Origin of the sequence: Streptomyces collinus, assembly GCF_031348265.1 — a bacterium.
Lineage (GTDB): Bacteria > Actinomycetota > Actinomycetes > Streptomycetales > Streptomycetaceae > Streptomyces > Streptomyces collinus.
In genome coordinates this window covers 6,624,945-6,650,420 of the sequence record NZ_CP133771.1, presented here as the reverse complement: position 1 = coordinate 6,650,420, position 25,476 = coordinate 6,624,945, and the positions used below count along the sequence as shown (strand labels likewise).

At 69.0% G+C, this 25,476-nt stretch carries 21 protein-coding genes and 2 pseudogenes; 18 read left to right on the top strand and 5 right to left on the bottom strand.

All coding sequences use genetic code 11. The features are described from left to right. The first annotated feature begins 34 nt into the window (after positions 1-34). The 4 genes from RFN52_RS30325 to RFN52_RS30310 all read left to right on the top strand — a co-directional run bounded on the left by RFN52_RS30325 (position 35) and on the right by RFN52_RS30310 (position 3,936). Positions 35-727 carry an SDR family oxidoreductase gene (locus RFN52_RS30325; protein WP_184850858.1) on the top strand — a complete coding sequence of 231 codons (693 nt, stop codon included), beginning with the start codon at positions 35-37 and terminating at the stop codon, positions 725-727. Positions 728-784: 57 nt separating this feature from the next. Next, positions 785-1,840 (top strand): aldo/keto reductase, encoded by a 1,056-nt coding sequence (locus tag RFN52_RS30320; protein WP_184850856.1) that lies wholly within the window; start codon positions 785-787, stop codon positions 1,838-1,840. A gap of 139 nt (positions 1,841-1,979) precedes the next feature. After that, positions 1,980-2,984: an NADP-dependent oxidoreductase gene (locus tag RFN52_RS30315; protein ID WP_184850854.1), complete on the top strand. Its 1,005-nt coding sequence runs from the start codon at positions 1,980-1,982 to the stop codon at positions 2,982-2,984. Between the two features lie 88 nt (positions 2,985-3,072). Further along, complete coding sequence (locus tag RFN52_RS30310) at positions 3,073-3,936, top strand: alpha/beta fold hydrolase (protein WP_184850852.1); 864 nt, start codon at positions 3,073-3,075, stop codon at positions 3,934-3,936. A 547-nt stretch (positions 3,937-4,483) separates the two neighbouring features. On the opposite strand, the gene RFN52_RS30305 is transcribed toward RFN52_RS30310, so the two are convergent. Further along, positions 4,484-5,362, bottom strand: a complete 879-nt coding sequence (locus tag RFN52_RS30305; RefSeq protein ID WP_184850850.1) for an alpha/beta fold hydrolase — start codon at positions 5,360-5,362, stop codon at positions 4,484-4,486. Between the two features lie 800 nt (positions 5,363-6,162). Between RFN52_RS30305 and RFN52_RS30300 the strand changes: the two genes are divergently transcribed. From RFN52_RS30300 to RFN52_RS30290, 3 genes are all read left to right on the top strand, one after another. Beyond that, positions 6,163-7,662 (top strand): MFS transporter, encoded by a 1,500-nt coding sequence (locus tag RFN52_RS30300; protein WP_184850848.1) that lies wholly within the window; start codon positions 6,163-6,165, stop codon positions 7,660-7,662. 251 nt (positions 7,663-7,913) lie between these two features. Next, positions 7,914-8,483 (top strand): TetR/AcrR family transcriptional regulator, encoded by a 570-nt coding sequence (locus RFN52_RS30295; protein WP_184850846.1) that lies wholly within the window; start codon positions 7,914-7,916, stop codon positions 8,481-8,483. Positions 8,484-8,687: 204 nt separating this feature from the next. After that, positions 8,688-8,867 carry a hypothetical protein gene (locus tag RFN52_RS30290; RefSeq protein ID WP_374050184.1) on the top strand — a complete coding sequence of 60 codons (180 nt, stop codon included), beginning with the start codon at positions 8,688-8,690 and terminating at the stop codon, positions 8,865-8,867. Between the two features lie 25 nt (positions 8,868-8,892). Here the strand turns inward: RFN52_RS30290 and RFN52_RS30285 are convergent, their stop codons facing one another. After that, positions 8,893-9,417, bottom strand: coding sequence for a TetR/AcrR family transcriptional regulator (locus tag RFN52_RS30285; protein ID WP_184850844.1), 525 nt, complete (start codon positions 9,415-9,417; stop codon positions 8,893-8,895). A 678-nt stretch (positions 9,418-10,095) separates the two neighbouring features. Here RFN52_RS30285 and RFN52_RS30280 point away from each other — a divergent pair. The 7 genes from RFN52_RS30280 (at position 10,096) to RFN52_RS30250 (ending at position 19,877) form a co-directional block, all read left to right on the top strand. After that, entirely contained in the window at positions 10,096-11,073 is a 978-nt protein-coding gene (locus RFN52_RS30280; protein WP_184850842.1) for an NmrA family NAD(P)-binding protein, read from the top strand. Between the two features lie 324 nt (positions 11,074-11,397). After that, positions 11,398-12,231 (top strand): PIG-L family deacetylase, encoded by an 834-nt coding sequence (locus RFN52_RS30275; protein ID WP_184850840.1) that lies wholly within the window; start codon positions 11,398-11,400, stop codon positions 12,229-12,231. Positions 12,232-12,407: 176 nt separating this feature from the next. Continuing rightward, a complete protein-coding gene (locus tag RFN52_RS30270) occupies positions 12,408-12,830 on the top strand; it encodes a hypothetical protein (RefSeq protein WP_184850838.1) in 423 nt (140 codons plus the stop codon). Beyond that, complete coding sequence (locus tag RFN52_RS30265; protein WP_184850836.1) at positions 12,820-13,473, top strand: hypothetical protein; 654 nt, start codon at positions 12,820-12,822, stop codon at positions 13,471-13,473. The genes RFN52_RS30270 and RFN52_RS30265 overlap by 11 nt, the downstream gene beginning before the upstream one ends. A gap of 2 nt (positions 13,474-13,475) precedes the next feature. Then, entirely contained in the window at positions 13,476-18,185 is a 4,710-nt protein-coding gene (locus RFN52_RS30260) for a putative T7SS-secreted protein (protein WP_184850834.1), read from the top strand. Then, positions 18,182-18,646: a barstar family protein gene (locus tag RFN52_RS30255; RefSeq protein WP_184850832.1), complete on the top strand. Its 465-nt coding sequence runs from the start codon at positions 18,182-18,184 to the stop codon at positions 18,644-18,646. Before RFN52_RS30260 ends, RFN52_RS30255 begins: the two co-directional genes overlap by 4 nt. A 733-nt stretch (positions 18,647-19,379) precedes the next feature. Next, a complete protein-coding gene (locus tag RFN52_RS30250) occupies positions 19,380-19,877 on the top strand; it encodes a hypothetical protein (RefSeq protein ID WP_311241086.1) in 498 nt (165 codons plus the stop codon). Positions 19,878-20,141: 264 nt separating this feature from the next. Here RFN52_RS30250 and RFN52_RS30245 read toward each other — a convergent pair whose 3' ends face one another. Further along, entirely contained in the window at positions 20,142-20,264 is a 123-nt protein-coding gene (locus tag RFN52_RS30245; RefSeq protein ID WP_311241085.1) for a transposase, read from the bottom strand. Positions 20,265-20,704: 440 nt separating this feature from the next. Between RFN52_RS30245 and RFN52_RS30240 the strand changes: the two genes are divergently transcribed. Together RFN52_RS30240 and RFN52_RS30235 are read left to right on the top strand one after the other, a co-directional pair. Further along, a complete protein-coding gene (locus RFN52_RS30240) occupies positions 20,705-21,073 on the top strand; it encodes a hypothetical protein (protein WP_184850829.1) in 369 nt (122 codons plus the stop codon). 308 nt (positions 21,074-21,381) lie between these two features. After that, positions 21,382-21,615, top strand: a complete 234-nt coding sequence (locus tag RFN52_RS30235; protein ID WP_184850827.1) for a hypothetical protein — start codon at positions 21,382-21,384, stop codon at positions 21,613-21,615. A gap of 66 nt (positions 21,616-21,681) precedes the next feature. Here RFN52_RS30235 and RFN52_RS30230 read toward each other — a convergent pair whose 3' ends face one another. Together RFN52_RS30230 and RFN52_RS30225 are read right to left on the bottom strand one after the other, a co-directional pair. Beyond that, positions 21,682-21,825, bottom strand: coding sequence for a hypothetical protein (locus RFN52_RS30230; RefSeq protein WP_374050183.1), 144 nt, complete (start codon positions 21,823-21,825; stop codon positions 21,682-21,684). Positions 21,826-22,370: 545 nt separating this feature from the next. Further along, the gene (locus RFN52_RS30225) at positions 22,371-23,549 is read right to left on the bottom strand and encodes a PP2C family protein-serine/threonine phosphatase (protein ID WP_184850825.1); all 1,179 of its coding nucleotides are present in this window, start codon (positions 23,547-23,549) and stop codon (positions 22,371-22,373) included. 280 nt (positions 23,550-23,829) lie between these two features. Here RFN52_RS30225 and RFN52_RS30220 point away from each other — a divergent pair. Both RFN52_RS30220 and RFN52_RS30215 read left to right on the top strand, forming a co-directional pair. Next, positions 23,830-24,498, top strand: a pseudogene (locus RFN52_RS30220) (magnesium and cobalt transport protein CorA); the annotation flags it as partial. Between the two features lie 155 nt (positions 24,499-24,653). Further along, positions 24,654-25,452: pseudogene (locus tag RFN52_RS30215) on the top strand (magnesium and cobalt transport protein CorA). The last annotated feature ends 24 nt before the right edge of the window (positions 25,453-25,476 follow it).

Genomic DNA, 25,476 nt, shown 5'->3' with positions numbered 1-25,476 from the left:
TGGCCGACTGCGGCCGTCACAACCAGGAGCGAGCATGGAACTGAAGAACGCGGTCGCGGTCGTCACCGGCGCCAATCGGGGCTTCGGGCGGCATCTGGCCGCCCAACTCGTCGAGCGGGGCGCGAAGGTGTACGGCGCGGCCCGGCGCCCCGAGACGGTCGACGTGCCGGGCGTCGTCCCGCTGCGGCTGGACGTCACGGACGAGGAGTCGATACGAGAGGCCGCTCGCGTGGCGTCCGACGCGACACTCCTGATCAACAACGCGGGCATCTCCACCGGCGCGTCACTCATCGGAGGCGACCTGGACGAGGTGCGCCGGGAGATGGAGACCAACTTCTTCGGCCCGCTCGCCACGACCCGGTCCTTCGCCGCCGTCATCGAGGGCAACGGCGGCGGCGCCGTGCTCAACGTCCTGTCCGTCCTGTCCTGGCTCCACCCGGCAGGACTCGGCTCCTATGCCGCGTCCAAGGCCGCCGCGTGGGCGCTGACCGGTGCCACCCGCGACGAGCTGGCGCCCCGCGGCATCGCCGTCTCGGCGCTGCACGTCGGCTACATGGACACCGACATGGCCGCCGGCGTGCCCGCCGATCAGAAGGCCGCCGCCGCCGACGTCGCGGCCCAGGCCCTGAACGGCATCGAGACCGGCCTGCCCGAGATCCTCGCCGACGAGACCAGCCGGCAGGTCAAGCAGAGCCTGTCCGCGGCACCCCAGCCGAACGCGGACTGACCCTCGCCCCTCACCGCGGCGCGACCACCTTCCCACCCCTTCGCACAAGGACGTCCCATGCGTTACACGACCTTCGGCCACCGGACCGGACTGCGCGTCTCCGAGTTCGCGCTCGGCACCGCGAACTTCGGCACCGGCTGGGGCGCGGGCGCCGAGCCGGACGAGGCACGCCGGATCTTCGACCGGTTCGCCGAGGCCGGCGGCACCTTTCTCGACAGCGCGGACGGCTACCAGTTCGGCGAGTCGGAGGAACTGACCGGAAAGCTGATCTCCGCCGACCGCGACCACTTCGTCCTGGCCACGAAGTTCGCCCTCGGCGCCACCCCACAGGCGGACATCTCCAGGACCGGCAACAGCCGCAAGAACATGGTCGCCTCGGTCGAGGCCAGCCTGAAGCGCCTGAGCACCGACTACATCGACCTGCTGTGGGTGCACTTCCCCGACGAGCTCACTCCCATGGAGGAACTCCTGCGCGGGCTCGACGACCTGGTGAGCGCCGGCAAGATCCACCACGCCGCGCTGTCCAACTTCCCCGCCTGGCGCGTCTCGCGCGCGGTAACCCTCGCGGACCTGAAGAACTGGGCCCCGGTCGTGGGCATCCAGCACGAGTACAGCCTCGTCGAGCGCACCGCCGACCGTGAGCTCCTGCCCATGGCCGAGAGCCTCGGGCTCGGCGCCGCCCTGTGGTCCCCGCTCGGCGGCGGACTGCTCACCGGCAAATACCGCAGCTCCACCGAGGGACGCCTGAGCGACCTGGGCATGGTCGTCCACACCGAGAGCACCGGCCAGAAGACCGCCGTCGTCGACACCGTCCTGGCGATCGCCGAGGAGACCGGCACGACGCCCGCCCAGGTGGCGGTGGCCTGGGTGCGCGAGCGCGCCGCCCGCTCCGTGGCCACGCTCGTCCCGATCATCGGCCCGCGCAGTCTCGCCCAGCTCGACAGCTACCTCGGCGCCCTCGACGTCCACCTGACCGGTGATCAGTACACCCGTCTGACCGAGGTCAGCGCGGTGCCGCTCGGTATGCCCCACGAGGGGATCGCCGCTTCCCTGGACCGCCTCCAGGGAGGCACCGCGGACCGCGTCACCGCCCCGGTCGTGCCGGTGGCCTGAGGGTGGAACGCAGCCGAGAAGGCGGCGCGCCCGCACACAGCCGTGGACGCAACACCGACCACCTCGCACCGAGAAGTACCCGGAGCAAGCGGAGACCCCGGCCTTTCGCGGACGGGAAACGAAAAAGGAGGAGACGACGATGAAGGCTTTCATGGTCGAGCGCTACGGCGACCAGGCCGGGATGCGCGCCGCCGACATACCCGACCCCCGGGTAGGGGCCGACGACGTCCTGGTCAAGATCCACGCGGCGGGCGTCAACCCGCTGGACCTCAGGATCCGCAACGGAGACTTCAAGGCGTTCATGCCCTACCGTCTCCCGCTCGTCCTGGGCAACGACCTCGCGGGGACGGTCGTCCGGGTCGGCCCGTCCGTCACCCGCTTCGCGGTGGGCGACGAGGTCTACGCCCGGCCCGACAAGGACCGCATCGGTACCTTCGCCGAACTCATCGCCGTCCACCAGGACGACCTGGCCCCCAAACCGGCCACCCTCACCATGGCCGAGGCCGCCTCCCTCCCCCTGGTCGCCCTGACCGCATGGCAGGCACTGGTCGAGCGGGCACGCGTGCGGCCGGGCCAGAAGGTCCTCATCCACGCGGGCGCCGGCGGCCTCGGCTCCATCGCCGTCCAGCTGGCCAAGGCGCTGGGCGCGCACGTGGCCACCACCGTGAGCACCGCCAAGGTGGACCTGGCCAAGGACCTCGGCGCGGACGTCGTCGTCGACTACCGCAGCCAGGACTTCGAAGAGGTCCTCGACGGCTACGACGTCGTCCTCGACAGCCTCGGTGGCGAGAACCTCGCCAAGTCCCTGCGCGTTCTCAAGCCCGGCGGCACAGCCATCAGCGTCGCGGGCCCGCCGGACCCGGCCTTCGCCCGCGAACTGGGCGCGAACCCGATCCTCCGCCTGGCCATGACAGCCCTCAGCTTCACAGCCCGGCGCAACGCCAAGCGCCACGGTGTGACGTACTCGTTCCTGTTCATGAAGGCCGGCGGCGACCAGCTGCGCGAGCTCACCACCCTCATCGACACCGGGAAGATCCGCCCCGTCGTCGACCGCGTCTTCCCGTTCGAGCAGACCCTCCAGGCCATGGAGTACGTGGAAAAGGGACGGGCGAAGGCCGGCAAAGTCGTCGTCGCGATGACGTAAGGGCGGGGACGAGTCCCCGACGCCGGCCACCTCCGACAACTGGAAGACCTGCACACCCAGCTCCCCCACCCCCCACCTGAGGCCAGCCATGAGCACACCGCCCACTTCCCCCGCCCCGGCGTCGTACAAGACCACGCCGAACCGCTCCGTGTCCGTGCGTGGCGTGACCTTCGTCTACCGCCGGCTCGGCCCGGACGACGGCGTCCCACTGATCCTCCTCAACCACCTGTCCGCGGTCCTGGACAACTGGGATCCCCGCGTCGTCGACGGACTCGCCGCCCGGCGCCCGGTGGTCGTCTTCGACAACCGCGGTGTCGGCGGGTCCGGCGGCTCCACACCCGACACGATCGAGGCGATGGCCCGCGACACCGTGCTGTTCATCCGGGCCCTCGGGTACGACAGGGCCGACCTGCTCGGCCTGTCGATGGGCGGCTTCATCGCCCAGGTCATCGCGGCGGAAGAACCCGGTCTCGTACGCAAGCTCATCCTCGCGGGCACGGGGCCCGCCGGAGGCCCCGGCATCGACAAGGTCACCAGCCTCACCGTCAAGGACATCATCAAGGGCGTCCTGACCCGCAAAGACCCGAAGGAGTACCTCTTCTTCACCGGCACCGAGGGTGGCCGCCGGGCGGCCCATGCCTTCCTGAACCGGCTGAAGGAACGCACGGACGACCGCGACAAGGCCATCTCGCTCTCGTCGTTCCGCGCCCAGCTGAAGGCCATCCACCGCTGGGGCCGCCAGGCACCGGCCGACCTCTCGCGCATCCGCCAACCGGCCCTGGTGGCCAACGGTGAGAGCGATCGCATGGTCCCGAGCGTCAACTCGGTCGACCTGGCGGCCCGGCTGCCCCACGGCGAACTCGAACCCCTCTACCCCGACGCCGGACACGGCGGGATCTTCCAGCACCACGACAGCTTCGTCCCGCGGGCGCTGGAATTCCTGGAACCGTAACCGGCCGCCTGGCGGGTCCACGGCAGGCCCTGCGCCCTGCCCCGCACCCGCGAGGCCACCTCCTACCCGCATCCCCGGCCGCCGGCCGCCCTTCACCACCATCGCGTGGCGCCTGAGCCACCTCAGCGCCACCCTGACGCCGCGCGCCGGCCACACCGTCGGCGTACACGCGCTGCCCCGGGGAACCGAGGCGGTCGATGTCCAGGCTGTGGGCGCACCCGGCACTCCTGGCCGGGACGCATTGTTCCGCTCTCCATGAGCCGGCCGACGGTGAGCGGGCAGCAGCCGGATCAAGCGGATGACCTGGCCATGGCACGTCAGTCGAGAGCAGGTGTGCCGTGAGTCCCGGATGCGGCGCTCCGCAGGAGAGGAGCTGTTGCGGACTTCTCCCACGGGTGCGTGCCATGAGCGGCTCCGGCAGTTCGCTGAACGCCGGGCAGCCGCAAGGGGTGGTGCATGGCGGAGATCGAGATCGAGATGGACGTCGGCATTTCGGCGCGGACGCGTGAGGGAACGGTGCTGCGCGCGGGGCCGGTGGTCCCGGGCGTCAGGCCACCGCGTTCAACAGGTCGGCCAGCACGTCGGGCCGTTCCAGGGCGATGAAATGGCCCGCCTCGGGAACCTGCGTGAAGCCGGCGGCCGGAAGCAGCCGCTTGTTGGCCTCCCGGTCCGAGGGCCGGGACCAGTCCTTTTCCCCGTAGACGAGGTGGACGGGCGCCTTGACCTCGCGGTAGCGCGAGCGGGCGGCGATGAGGCTGGGCAGGGCCTGGTACACGGCCCGGGCGACGGCCGGGTAGCCGGGTCGGGCGCCCACCCGGAGGAGTTCGTCCACGTAGTCCTCGTGCAGGGCGGTCTTGTCGCCGAGGCCGCCCTGAAGGATCTTGCGGAGGGCAGGCTTGGGCTCCACCCCGGCGACCACCGGGCCTACCCCGGGGGCGAGAACACCACTGACCACCACACGGGCGAGAAGGCCGGACCGTGCGATTCCGCCGCGGAAGTCATAGGTGTTGACCGCGATGACGCGCCGTACCCGCTCCGGGAGATCGGCCGCGGCGGTCAGGGCGAGCACCGCCCCCATCGACTCTCCCACCAGCGTCACGTCATCAAGGTCGAGTGCGGTGAGCAGCCGTTTGACGCCCGCCCGCATCGCCGGCTCGTCGTACGACGCACCGGGCACGATCTCGGAGTAGCCCATCCCCGGCAGGTCCAGGGCGTACACGGTGTACTGGTCCGAGATCAACGGGATGAGGGCGCGGAAGTGCTCGGCCTGCGTGCGCACGGTGTGCAGCAGCACCAGCGGAGCACCGGTGCCCGCTTTGAGGTAGCGCAGCGTTCCCTCGCGGCTGTGGCGTCCTGCGCGCGCAGCGATCGTGTGGCTGGTGGTGCCGGGAATGTGAATCGTGGGGCGTGGATCCTGGCTGGACATTTCCCGACTCCTCGTGTGTGAGCTGCGGACGGGTGCCTGGGCGGCCCCTTCACCAGCGCCTCGCCCGGCCACCGCTGTCGCCTGTGGCGAGGGCACTCGTCTTCTTCAGCACGGTCACGACTCCCCCCAACGGCGAGAAACCGACCGGTTTCCATCAGAGTAAACCGATCGGTTTCCATCCGCAAGCTCCTGCCGCTCGCCGCCGGTCGCGGCCCTTCACGGCCCGCTTCCCCCTGGAGTACTGCACCCGCAAATCCTCGGGCGGCTACGCAAGCGGCATGTCGGGGCGGGCGTCTCGCCTCCCCTCGCCTGCCGCAAAGGCGGGCGCGGCGTTCACCCGCCTGACCGCGGCTCGCGATCTCGCGCCTCACGCTCGCGTGTCCGCGCCGGCGAGCGACGCCGCTGTACGCAGCGACACCACGAGAGTCCGCCCCGCCGCCGAAACGGACAACGGGAAGAAGCTTTCCTAGGCAGCGCGGCGACGACGCACAGACGGAACACCGCCTCTTCACCGGAGGGCGGAGCGTGGACCGAAGACCCGCCCGCAGGTCGCCGAACTCCGTCCCTTTCACTCAGACAACCGGCGACCCCGGCAGCCCCGGCGACCCCCCGGCGCCCCGGCGGGCCCCGGCGGCCCGGCACGAGGTCGACGCCGACCGCACGGGCTTCGACGTCGCCGGTCACTCCGAGGCCGAAGACGACCCCTTCACTTGCACCGCGGAAACCGATCTGTTTTCCTAAGTGGAAACAGATCGGTTTCCGGTCGATGACCGGCCCATGAACAGCACCTAAGGGGACCAGTGAGTACCACCTTCGACCGCGGGGCGCCCGCCTCCGGGAAAACAGACTCGGGCCGCCGCGGCTCACATGCCGTGCGCTGGTGGGTACTTGTCGTGCTGGGCACGGCACAGCTCATGGTCACGCTCGATGCGACCGTCGTGAACATCGCGCTGCCCGCGGCGCAGCATGACCTCGGTTTCAGCGACGGCAGCCGGCAGTGGGTCATCACGGGTTACGCCCTGGCCTTCGGCAGCCTGCTGCTGCTCGGCGGCCGGCTCGGTGACCTGTTCGGCCGGCGTACCACCTTCGTGACCGGCCTGATCGGTTTCGCGGGCGCGTCCGTCCTGGGTGGCGCGGCCAACAGCTTCGGCATCCTCGTCACGGCGCGTGTGTCCCAAGGGCTCTTCGCCGCGCTGCTCGCGCCGGCGGCACTCTCACTGCTCAGCGTGACCTTCACCGACCCGGCCGAGAGGCCGAAGGCGTTCGGCATCTTCAGCGCGCTGGCCGGTGCCGGCGGCGCGGTCGGGCTGCTGCTCGGCGGCATGCTCACCGAGTGGGCGTCGTGGCGCTGGGTGATGTACGTGAACGTCGTCTTCGCAGCCGTCGCGCTGGTCGGTGCGGTTCTGCTGCTGGCCAAGCCCGCGGTCACCGAGCGACCCAAACTCGACGTTCCCGGCACCGTCGTGGTGAGCGTGGCGCTGTTCGCCATCGTCTACGGGTTCGCACACGTCGAGTCCACCAGTTGGACCGATCCCGTCGCCCTCGGTTCCATGATCGTCGGCGTGGCGCTGCTCGCGGCGTTCGTATGGCTGGAGTCCAGGGTCGCGCGTCCGCTGCTGCCGCTGCGACTCGTGCTGGACCGGACCCGCGGCGGTTCGTTCCTGGCCGTGTTCGTCATCGGCATGGGGATGTTCTCGATCTTCCTGTTCCTGACCTATTACCTGCAGGCCGGCATCGGCTACTCGCCGATCAAGACGGGTCTGGCATTCCTACCGATGGTCGGGGGCATCGTTGCCGCGTCGACCACCGCGCCTGCGCTGCTGCTGCCCAGGGTCGGCCCCAAGATCGTGATCAGCGCCGGCTTCCTGGTCGCCGCATCCGGCATGGCCCTGCTGACCCGGCTCCAGCTGGACAGCACCTACGTCGCCCACATCATGCCCGGCATGATCCTGCTGGGTCTCGGCCTCGGTGGAGTGATGACCACCGCGTTCCAGGGCGCGACCGCGGGCATTCATCACGAGGATTCGGGCGTCGCCTCGGCGCTGATCAACACGGGCCAGCAGGTGGGTGGCTCGATCAGCACGGCGCTGCTGACCACCGTCGCCTCATCGGCAGCGACCGACTACCTGTCCTCTCACAAGCCCGGCACGCTGACCGCGGCGCAGGCCGGGGTCGAGGGCTACACGGCCACGTTGGCATGGGGCGCCGGGTTCTTCGTGGTCGGCGCCGCCCTTTCGGCGCTCCTGATACCGAATGCGGCTCTGGCACCGTCGGAGGGTGAGCCCGTGATCGCCCACTGAGCGTGAGTCCACCGTGAGGGCGATGCCCTGCGCCTCACCTCTACCGGCGCGTTCGGTCTTCGGCAAAGCGATCGCCGCCGGTAGAGGGCATCCACGAGGGCATCCACGATGCGGCTGATCACGCGCGGCCGATGGACACTCCGAACGCGGCAAGCAGAGTGTGCGCACCGGTCCTGGAGGCCGCAAGGGAGACCGAGCACCTTGTAAACCGATCGGTTTTCAATGCGTCGGAATCGAGTTAACCTCGCGATATGACCACCGAAGCAAAATCAAGCTCCCGAGAGCGACTGCTGGAGGCAGCGGCCGCGCTCACCTACCGAGACGGTGTCAACATCGGCGTCGACGCGCTGTGCAAGGCGGCGGGGGTGTCGAAGCGCTCCATGTACAAGCTGTTCGAGAGCAAAGGCGAGCTCCTGGCGGCGACCCTGGAGGAAGGCGCCTCCACCTATGTGACGGCACTCCTTCCCGCGGCGGACGACAACCGCCCACCCCGCGAGCGGATCCTGCACGTCTTCGAACAGGCGGAATCACAGGCCGACGCACCCGACTTCCAAGGATGCCGGTACCTCGTCGCACAGATCGAACTCAAGGATCCGGGCCACCCCGCGAGCCGGGTGGCCCGCCAGGTCAAGGAGAACCTGACAGCCTTCTTCCGCGCCGAGGCCGAACAGGGCGGGGCGAGCGACCCGGACCTGCTGGCCCGGCAGCTGATCCTGGTCTTCGACGGCGCCAGCGCCCGTGCGGGAATCAAAGCCGACGCGCCGACAGGGCTCCTCGCCCCTACCGTGACCACCCTGCTCGATGCGGCGGACATGCGCTGACGCATCACGTTGCGAGCAATCACGGCGACCGATGCGCGCGGCGAGCCGCATCCGCCCTCCGGCGACCCGGGCAACTCCCACGGCGTCACACCCTCGCCCTCGGTTGTCCGAGGGGCGTCCGCAAGTCGCGAGAGTGCCCGCACTGTTCGGCTTCGGGGTACCGGGGCGACAGGATCGCACCGGACTGCACCGGGGACGGCTGTCTTGTCGGGCGTCGTCTCCGCCGGGGCAGAGCAGGGTGGGGCCGGCGATCCCGATCTGCCGGCCCGACAACTCAGCCTGGCCTTCGACGGCGTCGGCGCCCGCGCGGGAATCCGGGCCGGCGACCCGACCGGGCTCACCCCCGCGGTGACCACCCTGCTCGACTCGGCAGAAGTGCGCTGACGCATCACCCGCCCGGAACACCGCCTCACCTCTCAGCACCCGAAGGAAGCCCGATGGCCGTAAGGGTGTTGCCCAGCATGCCGCAGGCGAAGAAGCTCGCGGTCTCCTCGGCGTCGGCGCCCAGCGACAGGTGCACGGTCTCCCAGATCCGCATCCAGCCGGCCCGGACGACCTCGCCGATCAGGTCATCGCCCCGCGCCTCGGCGGCCGCCACAGTGGCGTATCCCTGCATCTGCATCAGAAGCGTTTCCGGGCGCGTCGAGATCAGCTGCGCGTAAGCGTTCGTCATGGCCTGAAGAGCATGCTCACCGCCCTCCATTCCGTCGGCCGCCCTCTCGAATGCCAGACGGGTGTCGTCCATGCTCCGCACCAGCGCGGCGACGAACATCGCCCTCTTGTCCGGGAAGAGCCGGAAGAGATACGGCTGCGTGACCCCGACCCGCTGGGCGATCGCCGCCGTGGACGTGCCGTGATAGCCCGTGCACGCGAACTCGGCGACCGCCGCGCGGATGACACTCTCACGCCTCTCCTGCGCACCGATCCTGGCCATGCCGTCACTTCCCCTGATTGACCTTGCACACGGAAACCGATCGGTTTACTGTAGCGGAAACCGATCGGTTTCGAGCGGGCTCGGGGATCCACGATGACGACAGACCGGCCAGCGGCACTCGATCGACGTCCTGGTCGACAACGCCGGAGTCGGCTCGACGGGTGCGGCAGAGGAGACCTCAGTCGAGCAGGCCCGGCCCGTCTTCGACACCGGCGTCTTCGGCGTCATGCGGATGCGCCTCCGCACGCGATCGAGGGCTACACCGAGTCCCTGGACCACGAGATCCGTGACCACGGCATCGGGGCGCTCATCATCATCGAACCCGCCTACACCAGGACCGGGTTCGGGGCCGACAGCGCGAAGCCCGACACTCCCCTGCACGCGTACGCGCAACAGCGGCAGACCGCGGACCGCACCAGGGCGGAGGCCGTCAGGGGCGGCGACGCCCCCGCCGTCGTCGAACCAGGCGATCGTCACGGCGCCCACCGCCCCGAAGCCGAAGCCGCGCTGCACCGCCGGCCCCCTGGGCCGGCCGCTCACGCGTACTGCGCCGCCTCGCCCCCGCCGGGGACTTCGACCAGCAGATCCGAAGGATGAAGCAACCAGCCGGCTGACTTGCAGGCGACGCACGGGCTTTCCGAACCACCGTCCCACCTCCACCAGACAGAGGACACCTTGATGCCAGAGCGCAATCACATCCTGATCACCGGTGCCGCCGGCGAGATCGGCGGTGTGAGCCGGACGATGGTCGACATGCTGCTCGAAGAAGGCGAGCCGGTGCGGGCCTTCGTGCGCCAGGACGACGAACGCGCCGAATCGCTCCGCCAGGCCGGCGCCGAGGTCTTCGTCGGTGACCTCCTCACCATCGCCGACGTGACCGCCGCGCTGAAGGGCGTCCGGCGCATCTACTTCAGCATGAGCCTGTCGCCCTACTACACCGACGCCGTCAGCCTGATGGCCGCGGCGGCACGGGACCGGGGCGACATCGAGGTGTTCGTCAACATCTCCGAGTACGAGCAGTCGTTCATGACGTACGAGAAGATGACCGCGCCGGAGGAGGAACGGCGCGCGTGGCTCGGCGGACTCGTCGCCGACTGGTCGCCGCAGCAGCGGGCCCACTGGATCGCCGAGCAGGTGCTGGACTGGTCCGGCCTTCCGACCGTCAACATCCGCGGAGCCATGTTCGTCGAGAACCCGCTGCTGACCTGGCTGGCACTGGAGCCGCTGAGCAGAGGTGAACTGCGCCTGCCCTTCGGCGACCACCGGCTCGCGCCCATCGCGGGTTACGACGTCGCGGAGCTGTGCGTGAAGATCCTGACCGACCCGGCACCGCACATCTCGGAGTCCTACGACCTCAACGGCCCGGAGCTCAAGGACATGCACGGGTTCGCGGAGGACTACGCGGCCGTGCTGGGACGCCCGGTCACGTACGTTCCCGAGGACGTCGAAACCTGGAACGAGACCTACGTCGACACCACCCTGGCCGCGCTCCCGCACACCGCGGAGCATCTGAAGACCCTGACCCGGCTGATGGGCGGCGGTGGGTACCGCGGCACCACCGACCAGCTGGAGACCCTGCTCGGACGCCCGCCGAAGACCGTGCGCTGGGCGTTGGAAAACCATCCGCGCATCCGGAGACTGGCGGCGGCTTCCTGAGCCGCCGAGCCGTCCGGAGCAGACGAGAGCACCGGGCCGGAGTCCGGCCGAAGAGGAGTGGAGGCCGCCTCGAACCGCGCTTGGCGAAGCGCGGTTCGAGGCGGCCTCCCCGTCGTCGCACCCGCCGCGGACGAGGCCGGGCGGACACGCCGGGAACAGCCGGACCGGCCGGCACGGTTGTATCGACCGAGGGACCGGAGCCGCACGGGCGGGGAACACGGCGATCACAGGGTCGTCCGCCCCAACCAGGATCCGGACCCCGGGATCGCGGTATGCCCGCCGCGCATTCGGACCAAGACCTGTTGCCTGCAGAAGGACTGTTTCATGACTGACCGGCCGTTGACGCTCATGGCAGTGCACGCCCACCCCGACGACGAGGCCACCGGAACCGGAGGGGTCCTCGCGCGGTACGCGGCGGAAGGCATCCGGACGGTTCTCGTGACATGTACCGACGGCGGTTGCGGTGACGGACCGGGGGGCGTCAAGCCGGGCGATCCCGGGCACGATCCGGCGGCGGTCGCCCTGATGCGCCGTCAAGAACTCGAGGCGAGCTGTGAGGTCCTGAAGATCAGCGATCTGGAGATGCTCGACTATGCCGACTCCGGAATGATGGGCTGGCCGAGCAACGACGCCCCCGGATCGTTCTGGCAGACCCCCGTATCAGAAGGCGCGGAGCGACTCGCGGAACTCATGCGGCACTACCGGCCCGATGTGGTCGTCACCTACGACGAGAACGGTTTCTACGGCCACCCCGACCACATCCAGGCCCACCGCATCACGATGGCGGCGCTGGAGATGACCACGCTGACGCCGAAGGTGTACTGGACCACGATGCCCCGCTCGGGGATGCGTCGATTCCGCGAGATCATGCGCGAGTTCGGTGAGGACATGCCGGAGCCGGATCCCGCCGAGACCGCCGCACTGGCCGAGATCGGCCTGCCCGACGACGAGATCACCACGTGGGTGGACACCACCGCCTTCAGCGGCCAGAAGTTCGACGCGCTGGCCGCACACGCCAGTCAGGGCGAGAACATCTTCTTCCTCAAGATGGGCAAGGAGAGGTTCGGCGAGTTGATGGGCATGGAGACCTTCGTACGTGTCCAGGACACCACCGGCACCGCCGTACCCGAGAACGATCTCTTCGCCGGACTGCGCTGATCCACCCGAGCGCATCATGCGCGCACAAACCGCAGTTCAGGAGCCCTGGCCCGACTGCGGCGGTCTCGAACTGAGGGCCACATGCAGGGCCTTGATGAGCCTCCAGGAGAACCACCGCCATGTTCGCGGGCGTCTTGATCTACGGTGCCATCAGTCACCCAGGACGGGGAGAGGCCGTGCAGCAGACCAGGACAGCGCTCGCCGAGCGAATCGCCGAGCAGAGAAGGGGAGTCGGTGACCCCCGGGCGCTGATCGGTGAGATGCGGCGCTCGGTCCTTCTGGTGCCGACGGCCGGTGGAGGCCTCTGGTCGGCGTGGTCGGGCGGGGTGCGGTGGATCTGCGGGTTCACCGACGAGGCCGCACTGGCCCGGTTCGCCTTGCTGCACGGATCCGGTGATCAGCCGATGGACTACGCGGCGCTGTTGGGCGCGCGCATCGTCGACGAGGTCGTGCCGTCTTTGGACGAGCCCGCCGGTCTCGCCGTCGACATCGCCACCGAGGACGGGTCGATGTTCTTCCCGCCGGTCGTCGGCATCGTTGCGGACGGCGTCGCCGTCGACTCCGGCGAGGCGAAGGAGGGGCTGGGCCATGGGCGGTGACGGGGCTGATCTGCAGTTCGACAAGGCGTCTGTCGCGAAGTTCACGCAGGGCGTGGGCGCGACCATCGACGGGCTCGGTGATCTGGGCGGCGCCACCGGTTCGGTGCTGGGCAAGGGCTTTTCGGAGCTGGCGATGACCGGGATGGAGGCCGGGCACCACGGTCTCTCGGTCGACTTCGAGGACTTCTGCGAGCGCTGGGAGTGGGGTGTGCGGGCCCTGGTGGGCGACGCCAGCGCGCTTGCGAACCGCCTCGGCCTGGCGGCGGGCACCCAGTGGGAGCACGACCAGTACGTCGAGGGCACGCTGAAGGTGGGCGTCAATTCCGTGATGGGCGGCAACCCGCATGCCACCGAGGAGGAGATCGCCCAGCAGGGCTGGGGTGACATCGTCACGCCGGACTACCTGAACCCGGACTGGAGCGCGGAGTCGTTCGACAAGGCCGGGGAGGACATCGAGCAGACGTGGAAGGACACCGGCCGCACGGTCCTCACCGAGGGCGAGGGCGGCCGGCGGTCGCAGGCGATCATCGACGCGTCGGGGGTCTCCGACGACCAGTGGAACCAGGCGCTGGACAACACCTTCGGCCCGTCACCGGAGGAACGCGCCCAGCAGGCGCAGCAGGGTGAGTCCGGGGGGAACTGACGGTGGGTATAGGCGACTTCATCAGCGACATCACGCCCGACTCGGTCGAGAACGCGGTCGAGGACGGTGTCGAATGGGCCGGCAACCGGGTCGAGGACGCCGGTAACTGGACCGCCGACCGGCTGGACGACGTCGGCTGGGAGTCGGGTGCGGACTGGGTGCGTGAGCAGTCCCGTTCGGTCGCCAACCGGATGGGCGCCGAGGTCGACGAGATGGACCTCGGACAGACCGAGGACAAGACCAAGCTGATCTACGGCAGCCCGAGCAAGGTCACCGCCACCGCCGACAAGCTCCGGGCCTTTCAGACGGCCTTCGACGACGCCGGTGACGGTCTCAAGGGCCTGGACTCCTCCCGGCTCAAGGGCGAGACGGCCCAAGCGCTGCGCACCGCGGTGAGCACCCAGCCGCCCAAGTGGTACGCCGCCGCCGACGCCTGTGCGAAGGCGCTCGGCGCGCTCGACGCGTTCGCCGGCACGATCACCTGGGCGCAGGCACAGGCGCAGACGGCGATCGACAAGTGGAAGGAGGGCGTCAAGGCCTCCGAGGACGCCGCCGACGCCCACCGCAAGAAGGTCGACGACTTCAACAGCGCCGTCGACCGCTACAACGCCCAGCCCGCCGACAAACGCGACCCGTCCTCGCTCCCGCCCAGGCCGGCGGCGACGTTCGAGGACCCCGGCAAGAAGCTGATGCAGGAGGCGCAGGACATCCTCGCCGAGGCCCGCAAGCAGCGGAACTCGGCTGCGGAGACGGCGCGCACCGCGGTCCGCACCGCCCGTGACATGGCCCCGCAGAAGCCGTCCTACGCCGAGCAACTGGCCGGCGGGTTCCAGGAGTTCCAGATCATGGGCGACCATGTCGGGGGCGGCATCATCAAGGGCACGGCGGGCATTCTCAACTTCGTCCGCAGCGTCAACCCCGTCGACCCGTACAACATCACGCATCCGGCCGAGTACGCCACGTCTCTCAACAGCCTGGCCGCCGGGCTGATCGTCGCCGCCAACGACCCGGTCGGCACCGGCAAGCAGATGGTCAGCGACTTCATGAAGGACCCGGCCGAGGGCTTCGGCAGGCTGATTCCCGACCTCGCGCTGACCGCGGCCACCGGTGGCGGCGGCGCCGCGGTCAAGGGCATCCGCATCGCGGAGGAGGCCGCCGACGCCGCACGGGCGCGCAAACTGGTCGACGACGCCCCCGACGGCACCCACAACCGCCCCGACGGCGAGCGCACCACCGACGGCACCGACCCCGTCGACCTCGCCTCCGGCCGGATGTTCCTGCCCCAGACCGACGTCGAGATACCCGGCATCCTGCCGCTGGTCTTCACCCGCCGCACCGAGTCCGGCTGCGCGGTCGGCCGCTTCCTAGGCCCCTCCTGGACCTCCACCGTCGACGAGCGCCTTCAGATCGACGCCATCGGCGTCGTCCACGTCACCGCCGACGGCCTCCTGATCCCGTACCCGCACCCGGTCCCCGGCGCCCCCACCACCCCCTCATCGGGCAGAGGCCGCACCCTGCTGGCCCGCGACGCCGACGGCGACTACACCGTCACCGACCCCGCCAGCGGCCTGACCTTCCACTTCACCGCCCCGTCCGGCAGCGAACCGGGGGACGACGGGGAGGCCTGGCTGTCGGGCATCACCGAACGCAACGGCCACACCATCACCGTCGACCGCGGCGAGAACGGCCTGCCGCTGGCCCTGGTCCACTCGGCGGGCCATCAGGTGAAGCTGTCCGTCGCCGACGGCCTGGTCACCGCCCTGTCCCTGGCCGGCGCGGGCGAGGGCGGCGCGGACCTGCCCCTGATGAACTACGGCTATCAGGACGGCAACCTCACCACCGTCACCAAACCCTCCGGTGCCACCACCACCTTCGTCTACGACGACCGCCACCGCGTCATCGCCTGGATCGACTCCAACAACAGCCGCTACGACTACATCTACGACGACCACGACCGCGTCATCGCCGAAGGCGGCGAAGCAGGCCACGTCCAGATCACCCTGACCTACACCGAACCCGACCCCGAAACAGGCCACCGCACCACCACACTCACCACCGCCGCCGGGCACGCGACCCGCCACGTGTTCGGCCCGGGCTGCCGTCTCCTGGCCGTCACCGACCCCCTCGGCCACACCACCCGCTTCACCTACGACCCGCGCGGCAACCTCCTGACGCGCACCGATCCACTCGGTCGCACCACCGTCTACGCCTACGACGAGGACGGCTGGCTCGTCGTGGTCACTCGGCCCGACGGCAACGGATCGCGCATCGTGCGCGGCTCGCTTGGACTGCCGGTGGAGTTCATCGAGCCGGACGGCACCCGGCGCACACAGGAATTCGACGAGTGCGGCAATCGGATCAGGGTCACCGACGCGGCTGGCCACGCCACCTGCTATGCCTACGACGACGCCGGCCGCATCACCTCCGTCACCGACCCCCTCGGCGCCACGACCCATGTGGTCTGCGACGCCGCGGGCCTGCCGGTGGAGGTCACTGACCCGGCCGGCGGCACCACGCGCGTGGGACGCGATGCTCTCGGCAGACTCGTAAGCACCGTCGACGCTGTGGGCAGAGACACCAGACTCACCTGGAACGCCGACGGGCAACTCGCCCGCCGCACGGCCCCGGACGGCGCCACCGAGTCATGGACATACGATGGTGAGGGCAACTGCCTGACCCGTACCTCCCCGGCTGGAGGAGTGACCCGGTTCGAGTACACCCACTTCGACCTCCTCACTGCCCGCACCGGGCCGGACGGCGCCCGCTACACGTTCGAGTACGACACCGCCCTACGCCTTACCCGTGTCACCAACCCACAAGGTCTGGGCTGGAGCTACCAGTACGACGCGGCCGGGCGCCTGGTCTCGGAAACCGACTTCGACGAACGCACCATCGACTACCGCCTCGACGCGGTAGGGCAGTTGACCACGCGGATCGACCCGCTCGGTGACGTCATCTCCTTCACTCACGACGAGCTGGGCCGTGTCACCTGCAAGGATGCCGCTGGCCGGACGACCAGCTACGCGTACGACCCGGCCGGGCGCCTCCTACGAGCATCCGGCCCGGACGGCGACCTGATCCGACAGTACGACCGACGCGGCCTGATCAAGACGGAACTCATCGACGGCCGCGCCACCACCTTTCGCTACAACGCCGTGGGCCGTCGCGTGGGACGTGTCACCCCCACCGGCCATGTCACCACCTACGTCCATGACGCGGCAGGCCGCCCGGGCCTCCTGACCACTGGTGGTCAGGAAATCGCCTTCACCCATGACGCGGCAGGCCGTGAACTGTCCCGCGTCTTCGGCTCTCTCACTGTCACCTCGGCCTGGGACGAAGCCGGGCGTCTGTCCGCCCAGCAGCTGATCGCCGACGGACACATGCTCAACAGCCGCACCTACACCTACCGCGCCGACGGCCACCTCTCCGTGGTCTCCGACCGGTTGTCGGGCACCCGCACCTTCGGCCTCGACCCCGTCGGCCGCGTCACCGCCGTGACCGCCGACGACTGGAGCGAACGGTACGCCTACGACGCGAGCGGCAATCAGGTCTTCGCCTCCTGGCCTGACTCCCATCCCGGCCGGGAAGCCACTGGAGCCCGGACGTACCACGGCACTTCCCTCACCCGCGCCGGAAGTGTGCGCTACGAACACGACGACCGCGGCCGTGTCACCCTGCGCCAGAAGACCCGTCTCTCCCGCAAACCCGACACCTGGCGCTACGGGTGGGACACCGAGGACCGCCTCACCTCCGTCATCACTCCCGACGGCACCAGCTGGCGTTATCGCTACGACCCATTGGGCCGCCGCACCGCCAAGCAACGCCTGGCTTCCGACGGCGAGATGGTCATCGAGGAGATCCGCTTCACCTGGGACGGCACCACCCTGTGCGAACAGGCCACGGCGTCGCGCGACATTCCCCATCACATGGCGCTCACCTGGGACCACCGCGGCCTGACCCCAATTGCGCAAACGGAACGCATCCTCACCGCGGATACCCGCCAGGAGGAGATCGACCGGCGCTTCTTCGCCATCGCCACCGACCTTGTCGGTGCCCCCACCGAACTTGTCGACGAGTCCGGCGACATCGCCTGGCGCACCCGCAGCACGCTCTGGGGCAGCACGGCCTGGTCCCGGGACAGCAGCACCTACACTCCTCTGCGCTTCCCCGGTCAGTACTACGACCCCGAAACCGGCCTCCACTACAACTACTTCCGCCACTACGACCCCGAGACCGGCCGCTACACGGCTCCGGACCCCCTCGGCCTCACGCCCGCGCCCAATCCGGTCACCTACGTCGACAATCCCCACACAGGCGCCGACCCGCTGGGACTCTCCCCGAACTACCAAGTGGGCCAGACCCTGGGCGACACATCAAAGCTGAGCGGGTGGATTCCCACCAAGGTTCCGGCGGAGTCCGAGGCGGTCCTCCGCGACATTCGCGAGTTCGGCGTGGAGGCTCAGGGAGCGGGCCCTCAACGCATGGGGCCGTCCATTCCCCAGCCATTCGAGAACAGCGGGAAGAAAGGCGCATACAAACTTCCGGAATTCGATAGCCAGGGGAATAGCATCCGCTATACGGAATGGGGCACGGTGCAGTCGATCGACAACCCGAACTGGGGCGGCGAGAGGGTCGTGACCGGGTCGGACGGATCGGCGTACTACACTCCGACCCATTATCAGACGTACATTGTGATGGAGACCGGCCGATGAGCAACGCCACCTGGTGGGAACGATACGAGGAAGAGGTTTGTGTCGTCTCGACCGCCTCCTCGCTCTCCGTCGCCCGCGCCCTGCCTCCCACCGGACTGATCTACTCGGCCCGGATGCAAGGACAGCAAATGCGCGACTCCGACGGGGTGTTCACTCAGTTCTACGAGGCACTGCGGCTCCCGGACTACTTCGGCTGGAACTGGAATGCACTGCGGGACTGTCTGACCGATCTACACTGGATCAGCGCCAAGCATTTCCTCCTCACCATCGATGACGCCGACGCCGTACTTTCCGAGAGTTCCGAAGAACGTGAAATCCTCTTCCGTGCCCTGAACGGCGCCGTTAAGTTCTGGGCGGGAAAGCCCGAGCTTCCGGGCCAGGAGAAGATCACTTTTCGCACCGTACTACTGTGCCCGCCCGACGTCCAGGAGGAGGTGCTCCGCGAACTCAAGACCTATTGAGGTCTTCTTCACGCCTGTCGTTTCAGACGGTGAGCGTTTTCCAACCTTTCTCCACTCCGTGGTACGACAGTGGTGGGGCGACCGGCCGATTGGCGCGGCGCTGTCGGCGGCTTGTGGCGGTCGGCGGGCGGCACTTAGCGGCGCGTGGCTTCATCTCCGCGTCGCGCTTCCGCAGCGCTTCGATCCTCTTGAGGAGTTCGGCGCGGCCGATATCTTTCGGTGCCCGGATGGGGCCGGTCGGAGCCGCAGAACGGGTCGCCGCGCGGCCCGTGGTCGGCTGGCAGGCGCGGTGCACCGGCTGTCCGCCCGAGGCGAAGACGAGCTTCTTTCTGGCCACCGGCAGGCGGCATTCGACACAGCGTTTGAGCCCCAGGCTGGACTTGAACGCGTCGGACCCGGATGGTGGCGCCTTGGTGGGACAGCAGAGGAGGCGCGTTGGTGACAGGCCGGGAGGGCGACTCCGGGGCCACGGCGCTCGGCGGGAAACCAACGGACCCCGGTGCGCCGGTGACTGACGAAGCCATCGCGAACGGCACGATTCCCGCCAAGAACGGCGGCTTCCAGCCTCCGGCAGTACGGATCGGATGAGGCAGTGATGACGACGAAACTGAAGTTCGACGGCGGCTGGTGCGCGACAGTGACGGACGAACCGCTCAAGCTCGTTCCCCGACTCCGTGGTACTTCCGTGATCCTTTCCCTCTATGCGGACAGGGTGGAACGAGAGAAGTTCCTCGTGGACACATTCGGCAGCCAGGACTGGCTGTGGGACCTCCCTGACGTTTTCCGCTTCGCCCCGAGCGGCCGACAGCTGGTCGGGGCTGAATTCCGGATTCCGGAAGAGTCCGCCCCGGCCGAGGTCTCGGCCCGCCTTCCTGTCCCGCGCGAAGTGCGCCCGGGCGGGCTCCGCGCGGACAAGGTCGAAGACTTCCGGCATGAGGTGTGCACGGTGCTGTGCCGCGCTCCGGACGATGCCGTGCTGACCTGCCTGCGCGACCTCGACGTCCTCGACGAACCCCTGGAGGCCCGCATCGGCATCGCCCCCGACGTGGCACTCCTCGTCCCGCACGGCACCGCCGTGGGATGGAGCCTCACGGACCCCGCGCGCTACCTGACCACCGGCTTCGCCACCCCCGACCCTGCTCCCCCAGTCCCGGCCACCCGCCGCCTGCTCACCGAATGCCTGGACCTGGTCACCACGCCGGCCGGGCCGTGGGAGGTCGGAGCATCGTGACGCCTCGCCAGATGGACACCGCGAGGACGACGACCCCACAGGCTTGGCCGAGAACGTCCTCGGCCAAGTGCGCTTGGGCCCCGGCACCCGCTTGGGCCAGATTGTGACCGACCAGGGCTGCAGGAATTCCCCAGCCATGGCGGGGGTGTGGCCGATGCGGACGCCTCCGGCGACCACAACGTCCCGCAAAACCGCAGGTCAGGAAGCCTTCCGCGTGCTGGTGAGCCCGGCAGACGGTGGAGTCGACGTTCACGCCCCAGGTGATCAGGGCCTTTTGCGTCCGCCTCGGCCTGGAGCTGGGGTGACGATCCGAGCCCAGGTGCCATCCCGCTGCCAGCGGCGGAACAGGTCATAGACCCGGTCCCAGGGCCCGTATCGTTCTGGCACATCCCTCCAGGGCGCAACCCGCCCGGGTTCGCCACCGAATGCCGTCTACAGCTGCCGCCGCGTCCACACCGGTGGACGGCCCGGCTTGATGCCCTAGGGCAACAACGGCTCCAGCCGGGCCCACTGGCCGCGCGTCAGATCACCGTGCCCCACGATGCCTGATCATCCACGACCAAGATCCGCTTCCGTAGCAGCCTCTGGGCCCCGTCCGACGGCCGAAGGGGTCAGCCGCTCCTGGGGTGCAGCAGGGGGCATCCGAGAGCGCAGGAGCGGAGCGGATGAGCTGGGCATGCTTGCACTACCCCTCAACTGGTGGTTTGGCCCCGGCAATTGAGGAGGGACCTGAATGCGTCCCTAGCGTGGTTCGTGCCGTGGTCTGCGGGCTGCGGGGCGGCGTCGCTTCCTGCGGCACCGGAGCAGCGACAGGCAAGGGGCACTGAATGGCGAACTTCCAGACTGGCGAGATTCCCCCCGGCTTCGCGTTCACTGAGAGCGGCGGGCTCATCCACTACAAGTACGGCATCGTCCTGGCCGTCCCGGCGGCCAACCAGGCCGGCTGGTCGGGCGACATGTGGATCAGCTTCGGCTCCGCCTGGGGGGATGCAAAGATCAAGGTGAACTGGCACGACGGCTCCAACTGGAGCGCCGCCGTGGACCTGAACGTCACGCAGGCAGGCGGCCGGGTCCACAACGGCGCGAAGCTCCCGACGAGTACGCAGAAGATCGCCATCGGCCGCGTCAAGAAGAGCGCGAGCGACACCGAAGACGACATCCCGGTCAGCTGGCTGCTCCAAGTGGCCGAGGCGTGACTCAGGCAGCCCCCTATGACCCTCGATGCCCGGTCCGGCCTGCTGGGCCGGACCGGGCATCGGGAGTGGTGGCCGTAGCAACCGAGTGAACTGGACCGGCTCGGACACGTACAACAAGGACACCAGGGCCTCCCCCCACGCTCGGTCGGATTGCATGCCCGAGCTACCGAGAGACCCTGTCTCCGTGCGCGTACAACGGAAAGGGCCGCTCCGTCTTGCGATGCACGGCACCAAACGACCCGGGCGTGACCTGCAAGAGCCGACGGCGGGATGGGTGTCTCTCGTTCCCGTGGACCATTGATCACAACATGAAGCCACGCACCGCACTCGGGGCCCTCGCCCTCGCGACCATGCCCCTGTTCCTGGCGACTCCCGCCCAGGTCGCCGAAGACCCGGTGGGCCCCGGTCTCAGCGAACTCGTCGCGATTGCAGAAGGCATTCTGCGGAAATACGGCATCCCCAAGTCGTTCGCTGATGTCCAAGACCTCGACGCAGGCATCCTCGCGATCGCTTCGGGCATCCTCAACATCAACGAAAAGTAGGGCATCATCGCCTCCCCCGGGAAACTCGTCGGTGGCGCCCTTCCGAGGCAGTGCCAGGAACACTGGTCACACTGTGGACAGGTATCCGCACGGTGTGCTCTCGCAGAGTTCCTCGGCGCTGTCCTCCAGCAGCGCGGCGTTCGCCGCGCTGCTGGAGGTCTCCTCATGGTCGGCCTCGTGCGGATCGGGATGCTGCCCGGTGCGACACATCACTGCACGTCCGCCAGGAAGCTCCGTATCGCTTCATTGGTGGCTTCGGAGGCGGACAGGTGCGGGCAGTGAACCGCTCCGGGATCGGTGAAGGATCTTCCGCGTCGGACGCCCTCTAGTGACCTGAGTCGGAGATTCGTCGGCAGTAGGCGGCTACTTTGTCGAGGATCTCGTCGGCGGTCTTGGTCCAGATGAACGGCCGTGGGAAGAGCCTCACCGCACACCCGAAGGGACCCGGTCGGACCGGCACGTACAGGGTCCGGCCCGGAAGGCCCGGAAGGCCGCCGACGACGGCTCGCTGCTCTGCGGCACGACCGCCTTGCGACGCCTCTCGGAGCGCGTGGACCGCGAAACAGCCCGCGCCGTTTTCAAGATCTCCGGCTTGGAGTGAGCGTCAGCCCTACCTGACCGATCTTTGACGGCTCCGACGCCCGGGGCGTACCGGTACTGCAAAGGTCCTGCCGAGCCCGGCGCCCCGGCACCGGAGCCAAGGCTGGAATCCCGTCGGCCGCCGACCGAGTCCTTCTTCCGGAACTGTGTCATGGTCATGAGTGTTGATGGACACGGCTGGCTGAAGCCCGCTGAGTGTCGGCACCGGAGCTGACGTTCCGCAGGGTCTGCTCAGGGCCGTGCCAGTCCAGACACATCACCGTGGCGTCATCCGCAAGCCGGCCCCCGGCCGCGTCCCGGACCGCGGACGTCAGTGTCGCCGCCGCCTCCCGCGGATGCAGATCGCAGGTGCGCTCCAGCAGGGCCAGCAGGTCGACCGCCTCTCCGTGGCGTTCGAGCATGCCATCGGTCACCATGAGCAAACGGTCCCCAGGGCGTAGATCGAGGTCCTGGACCCGGTAGGGGTGGGGGACGGTCACTGAAAGCCCGAAAGGATGGTCCACCTCGCATGTGATCGCTTGCGCGGCCCCCTCGCGCATGCGCAGCGGCCACGGGTGGCCGGCGTTGACGAGCTGGGCGCGACCGTTGTGGAGGTTGATGCGCAGCAGCTGCCCGGTGGCGTGACCGTGACCCTGGTCGGCCAGGGCCCGGTCCGCCCGGTGAGCCTGCTCGGCCAGGTCGGCTCCTGCGCGGCGGGCCCCGCGCAGGGCGCCCACCAGCACCGTGGCGGCCAGAGCGGAAGCGATGTCGTGGCCCATGGGGTCGGTCACCGACACGTGCAGGGTGTCGCGGTCGAGCGCGTAGTCGAAGGTGTCGCCGCTGAGGTCCTCCGAGGGCTCCAAGCTCCCGCACAGCGTGAACTGCGCGGCCTCGCACGACAACGACTGGGGCAGCAGCTGGTACTGGATCTCGGCTGCCAACGTGGGAGGCCGGGAGCGCTTGCCCCAGGTGTAGAGGTCGGTGAAGCGTCCGTTGGCGATCACGACGTAGGCCAGGATGTGGGCGGAATCCCCGACCTCGTCGAGAACGTCGGCCCCGGGATGGGCGGGCAGGAGCAGTTCCAGGAGTCCGATCGCGTCCCCCCGGTTGGTGACCGGAACAATCACTCGGTGCCCCTCTCCGGTCGCTTCCTGATACAACCGCTGGGTGCGAATCACCTGCTCGTAGGCAGTGCCGTGCAGGGCGATCCGTTCCGCTTCCCGCCCGCCCTCCACACCGACGGCGGCAGCCAGCCGCGCCACCGCCTTTCCCGTCAGGTCCACGATGAGGAACGACACGCTCATGGCCCCGAAACGCCGCCGCAGATCCTCGGCGACCACCGCGACGGCGTCCACCGGCGCCGCTCTCTCCGCCGCCGTCAGGAGCCGGGTAAGTCCGCTCTGCCCACCGCTCACGACCACGGTCCCTTCCACCGGCCCCTCTACCAGCTTCGGGACCCGCAGGGCAGGCGTCAATCCGTGCGCCGCCGGGGACGGTGGTCACGCCGCGCGCGCAGCGAGCCGAGTCGTCTCCGGGCAGCGGAGCGGGGCACCGCCGCCGCAGACAGGCGCCGGCATCGTCGGTTTCCCTGTTCGGTCCTCGCTGTCCAGGGCCACGGACGAAGGGCTCAGTCGCGCCGCCCCCGATCTGGCGGCGGTCCGCGCCCGGATGGAGAACAGTCCCGATCTACTCAAGCGCGGTCCCGAGGCGGTGCTGTACGCGATCATGGACGCGGTCGTCGACGACTACGCCCCCGTCGTGGCGGGCTTGCAGAACGACATCGACGAGATCGAGACCGAAGTCTTCGGCAACGCCCCCGGCGTCTCGCGCCGCATCTACGCGCTGTCCCGCGAAGTGGTGGACTTCCAGCGCGCCACCCGCCCGCTGGCGGGCATCGTGGGCGGGCTGTCGGCCGGGTTCGAGAAGTACAACATCGACGAGGAACTGCGCCGCTACCTGCGCTACGTCGCAGACCATGCCACGCACGTCACGGAACGCGTCGACGGGTTCAAGCAGGCCCTGCAGGACATCCTCACCGTGAACGCCACGCTGGTAACCCAGCAGCAGAACGAGGAGATGAAAGCTCTCGCCGAGGCCGGCCACGCGCAGAACGAGGAGATCAAGAAGATCTCCGCCTGGGCGGCCATCCTCTTCGCTCCCACCCTGGTCGGCACCATCTACGGCATGAACTTCGACCACATGCCCGAACTGGGCTGGGTGTTCGGCTATCCCTTCGCCTTGCTGCTGATGGGCGTGGTGTGCGCCGACCTGTACGTCGTCTTCAAGCGCCGCGACTGGCTGTAACCCGGCGGCATTCCACCCCGGTCACTGGAGGGAGGCCACGATGAGGCCCGCTCTGCGCACACTGTTCCTCGCCGTGATCGTGGCCCTGCGCCCGGTGACACCGGGCATTGACCGGGGCAGAGGGAGTCGGGACACCACGAGGGAAGGGGACGGCGATGGCCGAGCGGGACGATGAGAGGGTCGAGGGCGAGAATGTCCTGCCGCCGGCGGTGGTCGACTGCGCGCTGTACGAGCATGGCCGGCGCCTCCCCGGACGAACCGGACTGGAGAAGATCCTGCACCGGACAGACCCAGGTGGGAGCCGGTTCGCGTGGATCGGGCTGTACGAGCCGACCGCCGAGCAGTTCCAGCACGTCGCGGACGCATTCGACCTGCACAGCTGGCGGTCGAGGACGCCGTCCACGCCCATCAGCGGCCCAAGCTGGAACGCTACGGCGACACCCTCTTCCTCGTGCTGAAGACCATCGTCTACTGCGACCACGAGGAGATCACTCCCACCAGTGAGATCGTCGACACCGGCGAGATCATGGTCTTCGCCGGGCCCGGTTTCGCCACCACCGTGCGCGCCGTCGCCCCCCCCTGGCCGGCCCCCTGCAGCGCCTCGCCTCCGGGACCATGCCCGACATCCCCGCTGACGTCTGCGCCTACCTGCGCGATGTCGCCGACCACCACCAGCGCGCCAACGAGCAGATCACCGGCTTCGACGAGCTGGTCACCGGCATCCTCAACGCCAGCAGCGCCCAGCTCAGCGTGCAGCAGAACGCCGACATGCGCCGGATCAGCGCCATGGCCGCCCTCATCGCGGTGCCCACCATGGTCGTCGGCGTGTACGGCATGAACTTCGACCACATGCCCGAACTCACCTGGCGCTACGGCTACCCCGCCATCCTCACCGTCATCGGCGTCGTCTGCACCCTCATCTACAGAGCGCTGCGCCGCAACACGTGGCTCTGAGCCACAAACACGACCCCGCGCGGC

What these genes read in the sequence shown, in the direction of transcription:
- RFN52_RS30255 (WP_184850832.1), top strand. Translation starts at nt 18,182, where the DNA reads ATGAGCAACGCCACCTGGTGGGAACGATACGAGGAAGAGGTTTGTGTC.
- RFN52_RS30265 (WP_184850836.1), top strand. Translation starts at nt 12,820, where the DNA reads ATGGGCGGTGACGGGGCTGATCTGCAGTTCGACAAGGCGTCTGTCGCG.
- RFN52_RS30295 (WP_184850846.1), top strand. Translation starts at nt 7,914, where the DNA reads ATGACCACCGAAGCAAAATCAAGCTCCCGAGAGCGACTGCTGGAGGCA.
- RFN52_RS30315 (WP_184850854.1), top strand. Translation starts at nt 1,980, where the DNA reads ATGAAGGCTTTCATGGTCGAGCGCTACGGCGACCAGGCCGGGATGCGC.
- RFN52_RS30305 (WP_184850850.1), bottom strand. Translation starts at nt 5,362, where the DNA reads ATGTCCAGCCAGGATCCACGCCCCACGATTCACATTCCCGGCACCACC.
- RFN52_RS30235 (WP_184850827.1), top strand. Translation starts at nt 21,382, where the DNA reads ATGAAGCCACGCACCGCACTCGGGGCCCTCGCCCTCGCGACCATGCCC.
- RFN52_RS30285 (WP_184850844.1), bottom strand. Translation starts at nt 9,417, where the DNA reads ATGGCCAGGATCGGTGCGCAGGAGAGGCGTGAGAGTGTCATCCGCGCG.
- RFN52_RS30320 (WP_184850856.1), top strand. Translation starts at nt 785, where the DNA reads ATGCGTTACACGACCTTCGGCCACCGGACCGGACTGCGCGTCTCCGAG.
- RFN52_RS30310 (WP_184850852.1), top strand. Translation starts at nt 3,073, where the DNA reads ATGAGCACACCGCCCACTTCCCCCGCCCCGGCGTCGTACAAGACCACG.
- RFN52_RS30325 (WP_184850858.1), top strand. Translation starts at nt 35, where the DNA reads ATGGAACTGAAGAACGCGGTCGCGGTCGTCACCGGCGCCAATCGGGGC.
- RFN52_RS30275 (WP_184850840.1), top strand. Translation starts at nt 11,398, where the DNA reads ATGACTGACCGGCCGTTGACGCTCATGGCAGTGCACGCCCACCCCGAC.
- RFN52_RS30240 (WP_184850829.1), top strand. Translation starts at nt 20,705, where the DNA reads ATGGCGAACTTCCAGACTGGCGAGATTCCCCCCGGCTTCGCGTTCACT.
- RFN52_RS30230 (WP_374050183.1), bottom strand. Translation starts at nt 21,825, where the DNA reads ATGTGTCGCACCGGGCAGCATCCCGATCCGCACGAGGCCGACCATGAG.
- RFN52_RS30280 (WP_184850842.1), top strand. Translation starts at nt 10,096, where the DNA reads ATGCCAGAGCGCAATCACATCCTGATCACCGGTGCCGCCGGCGAGATC.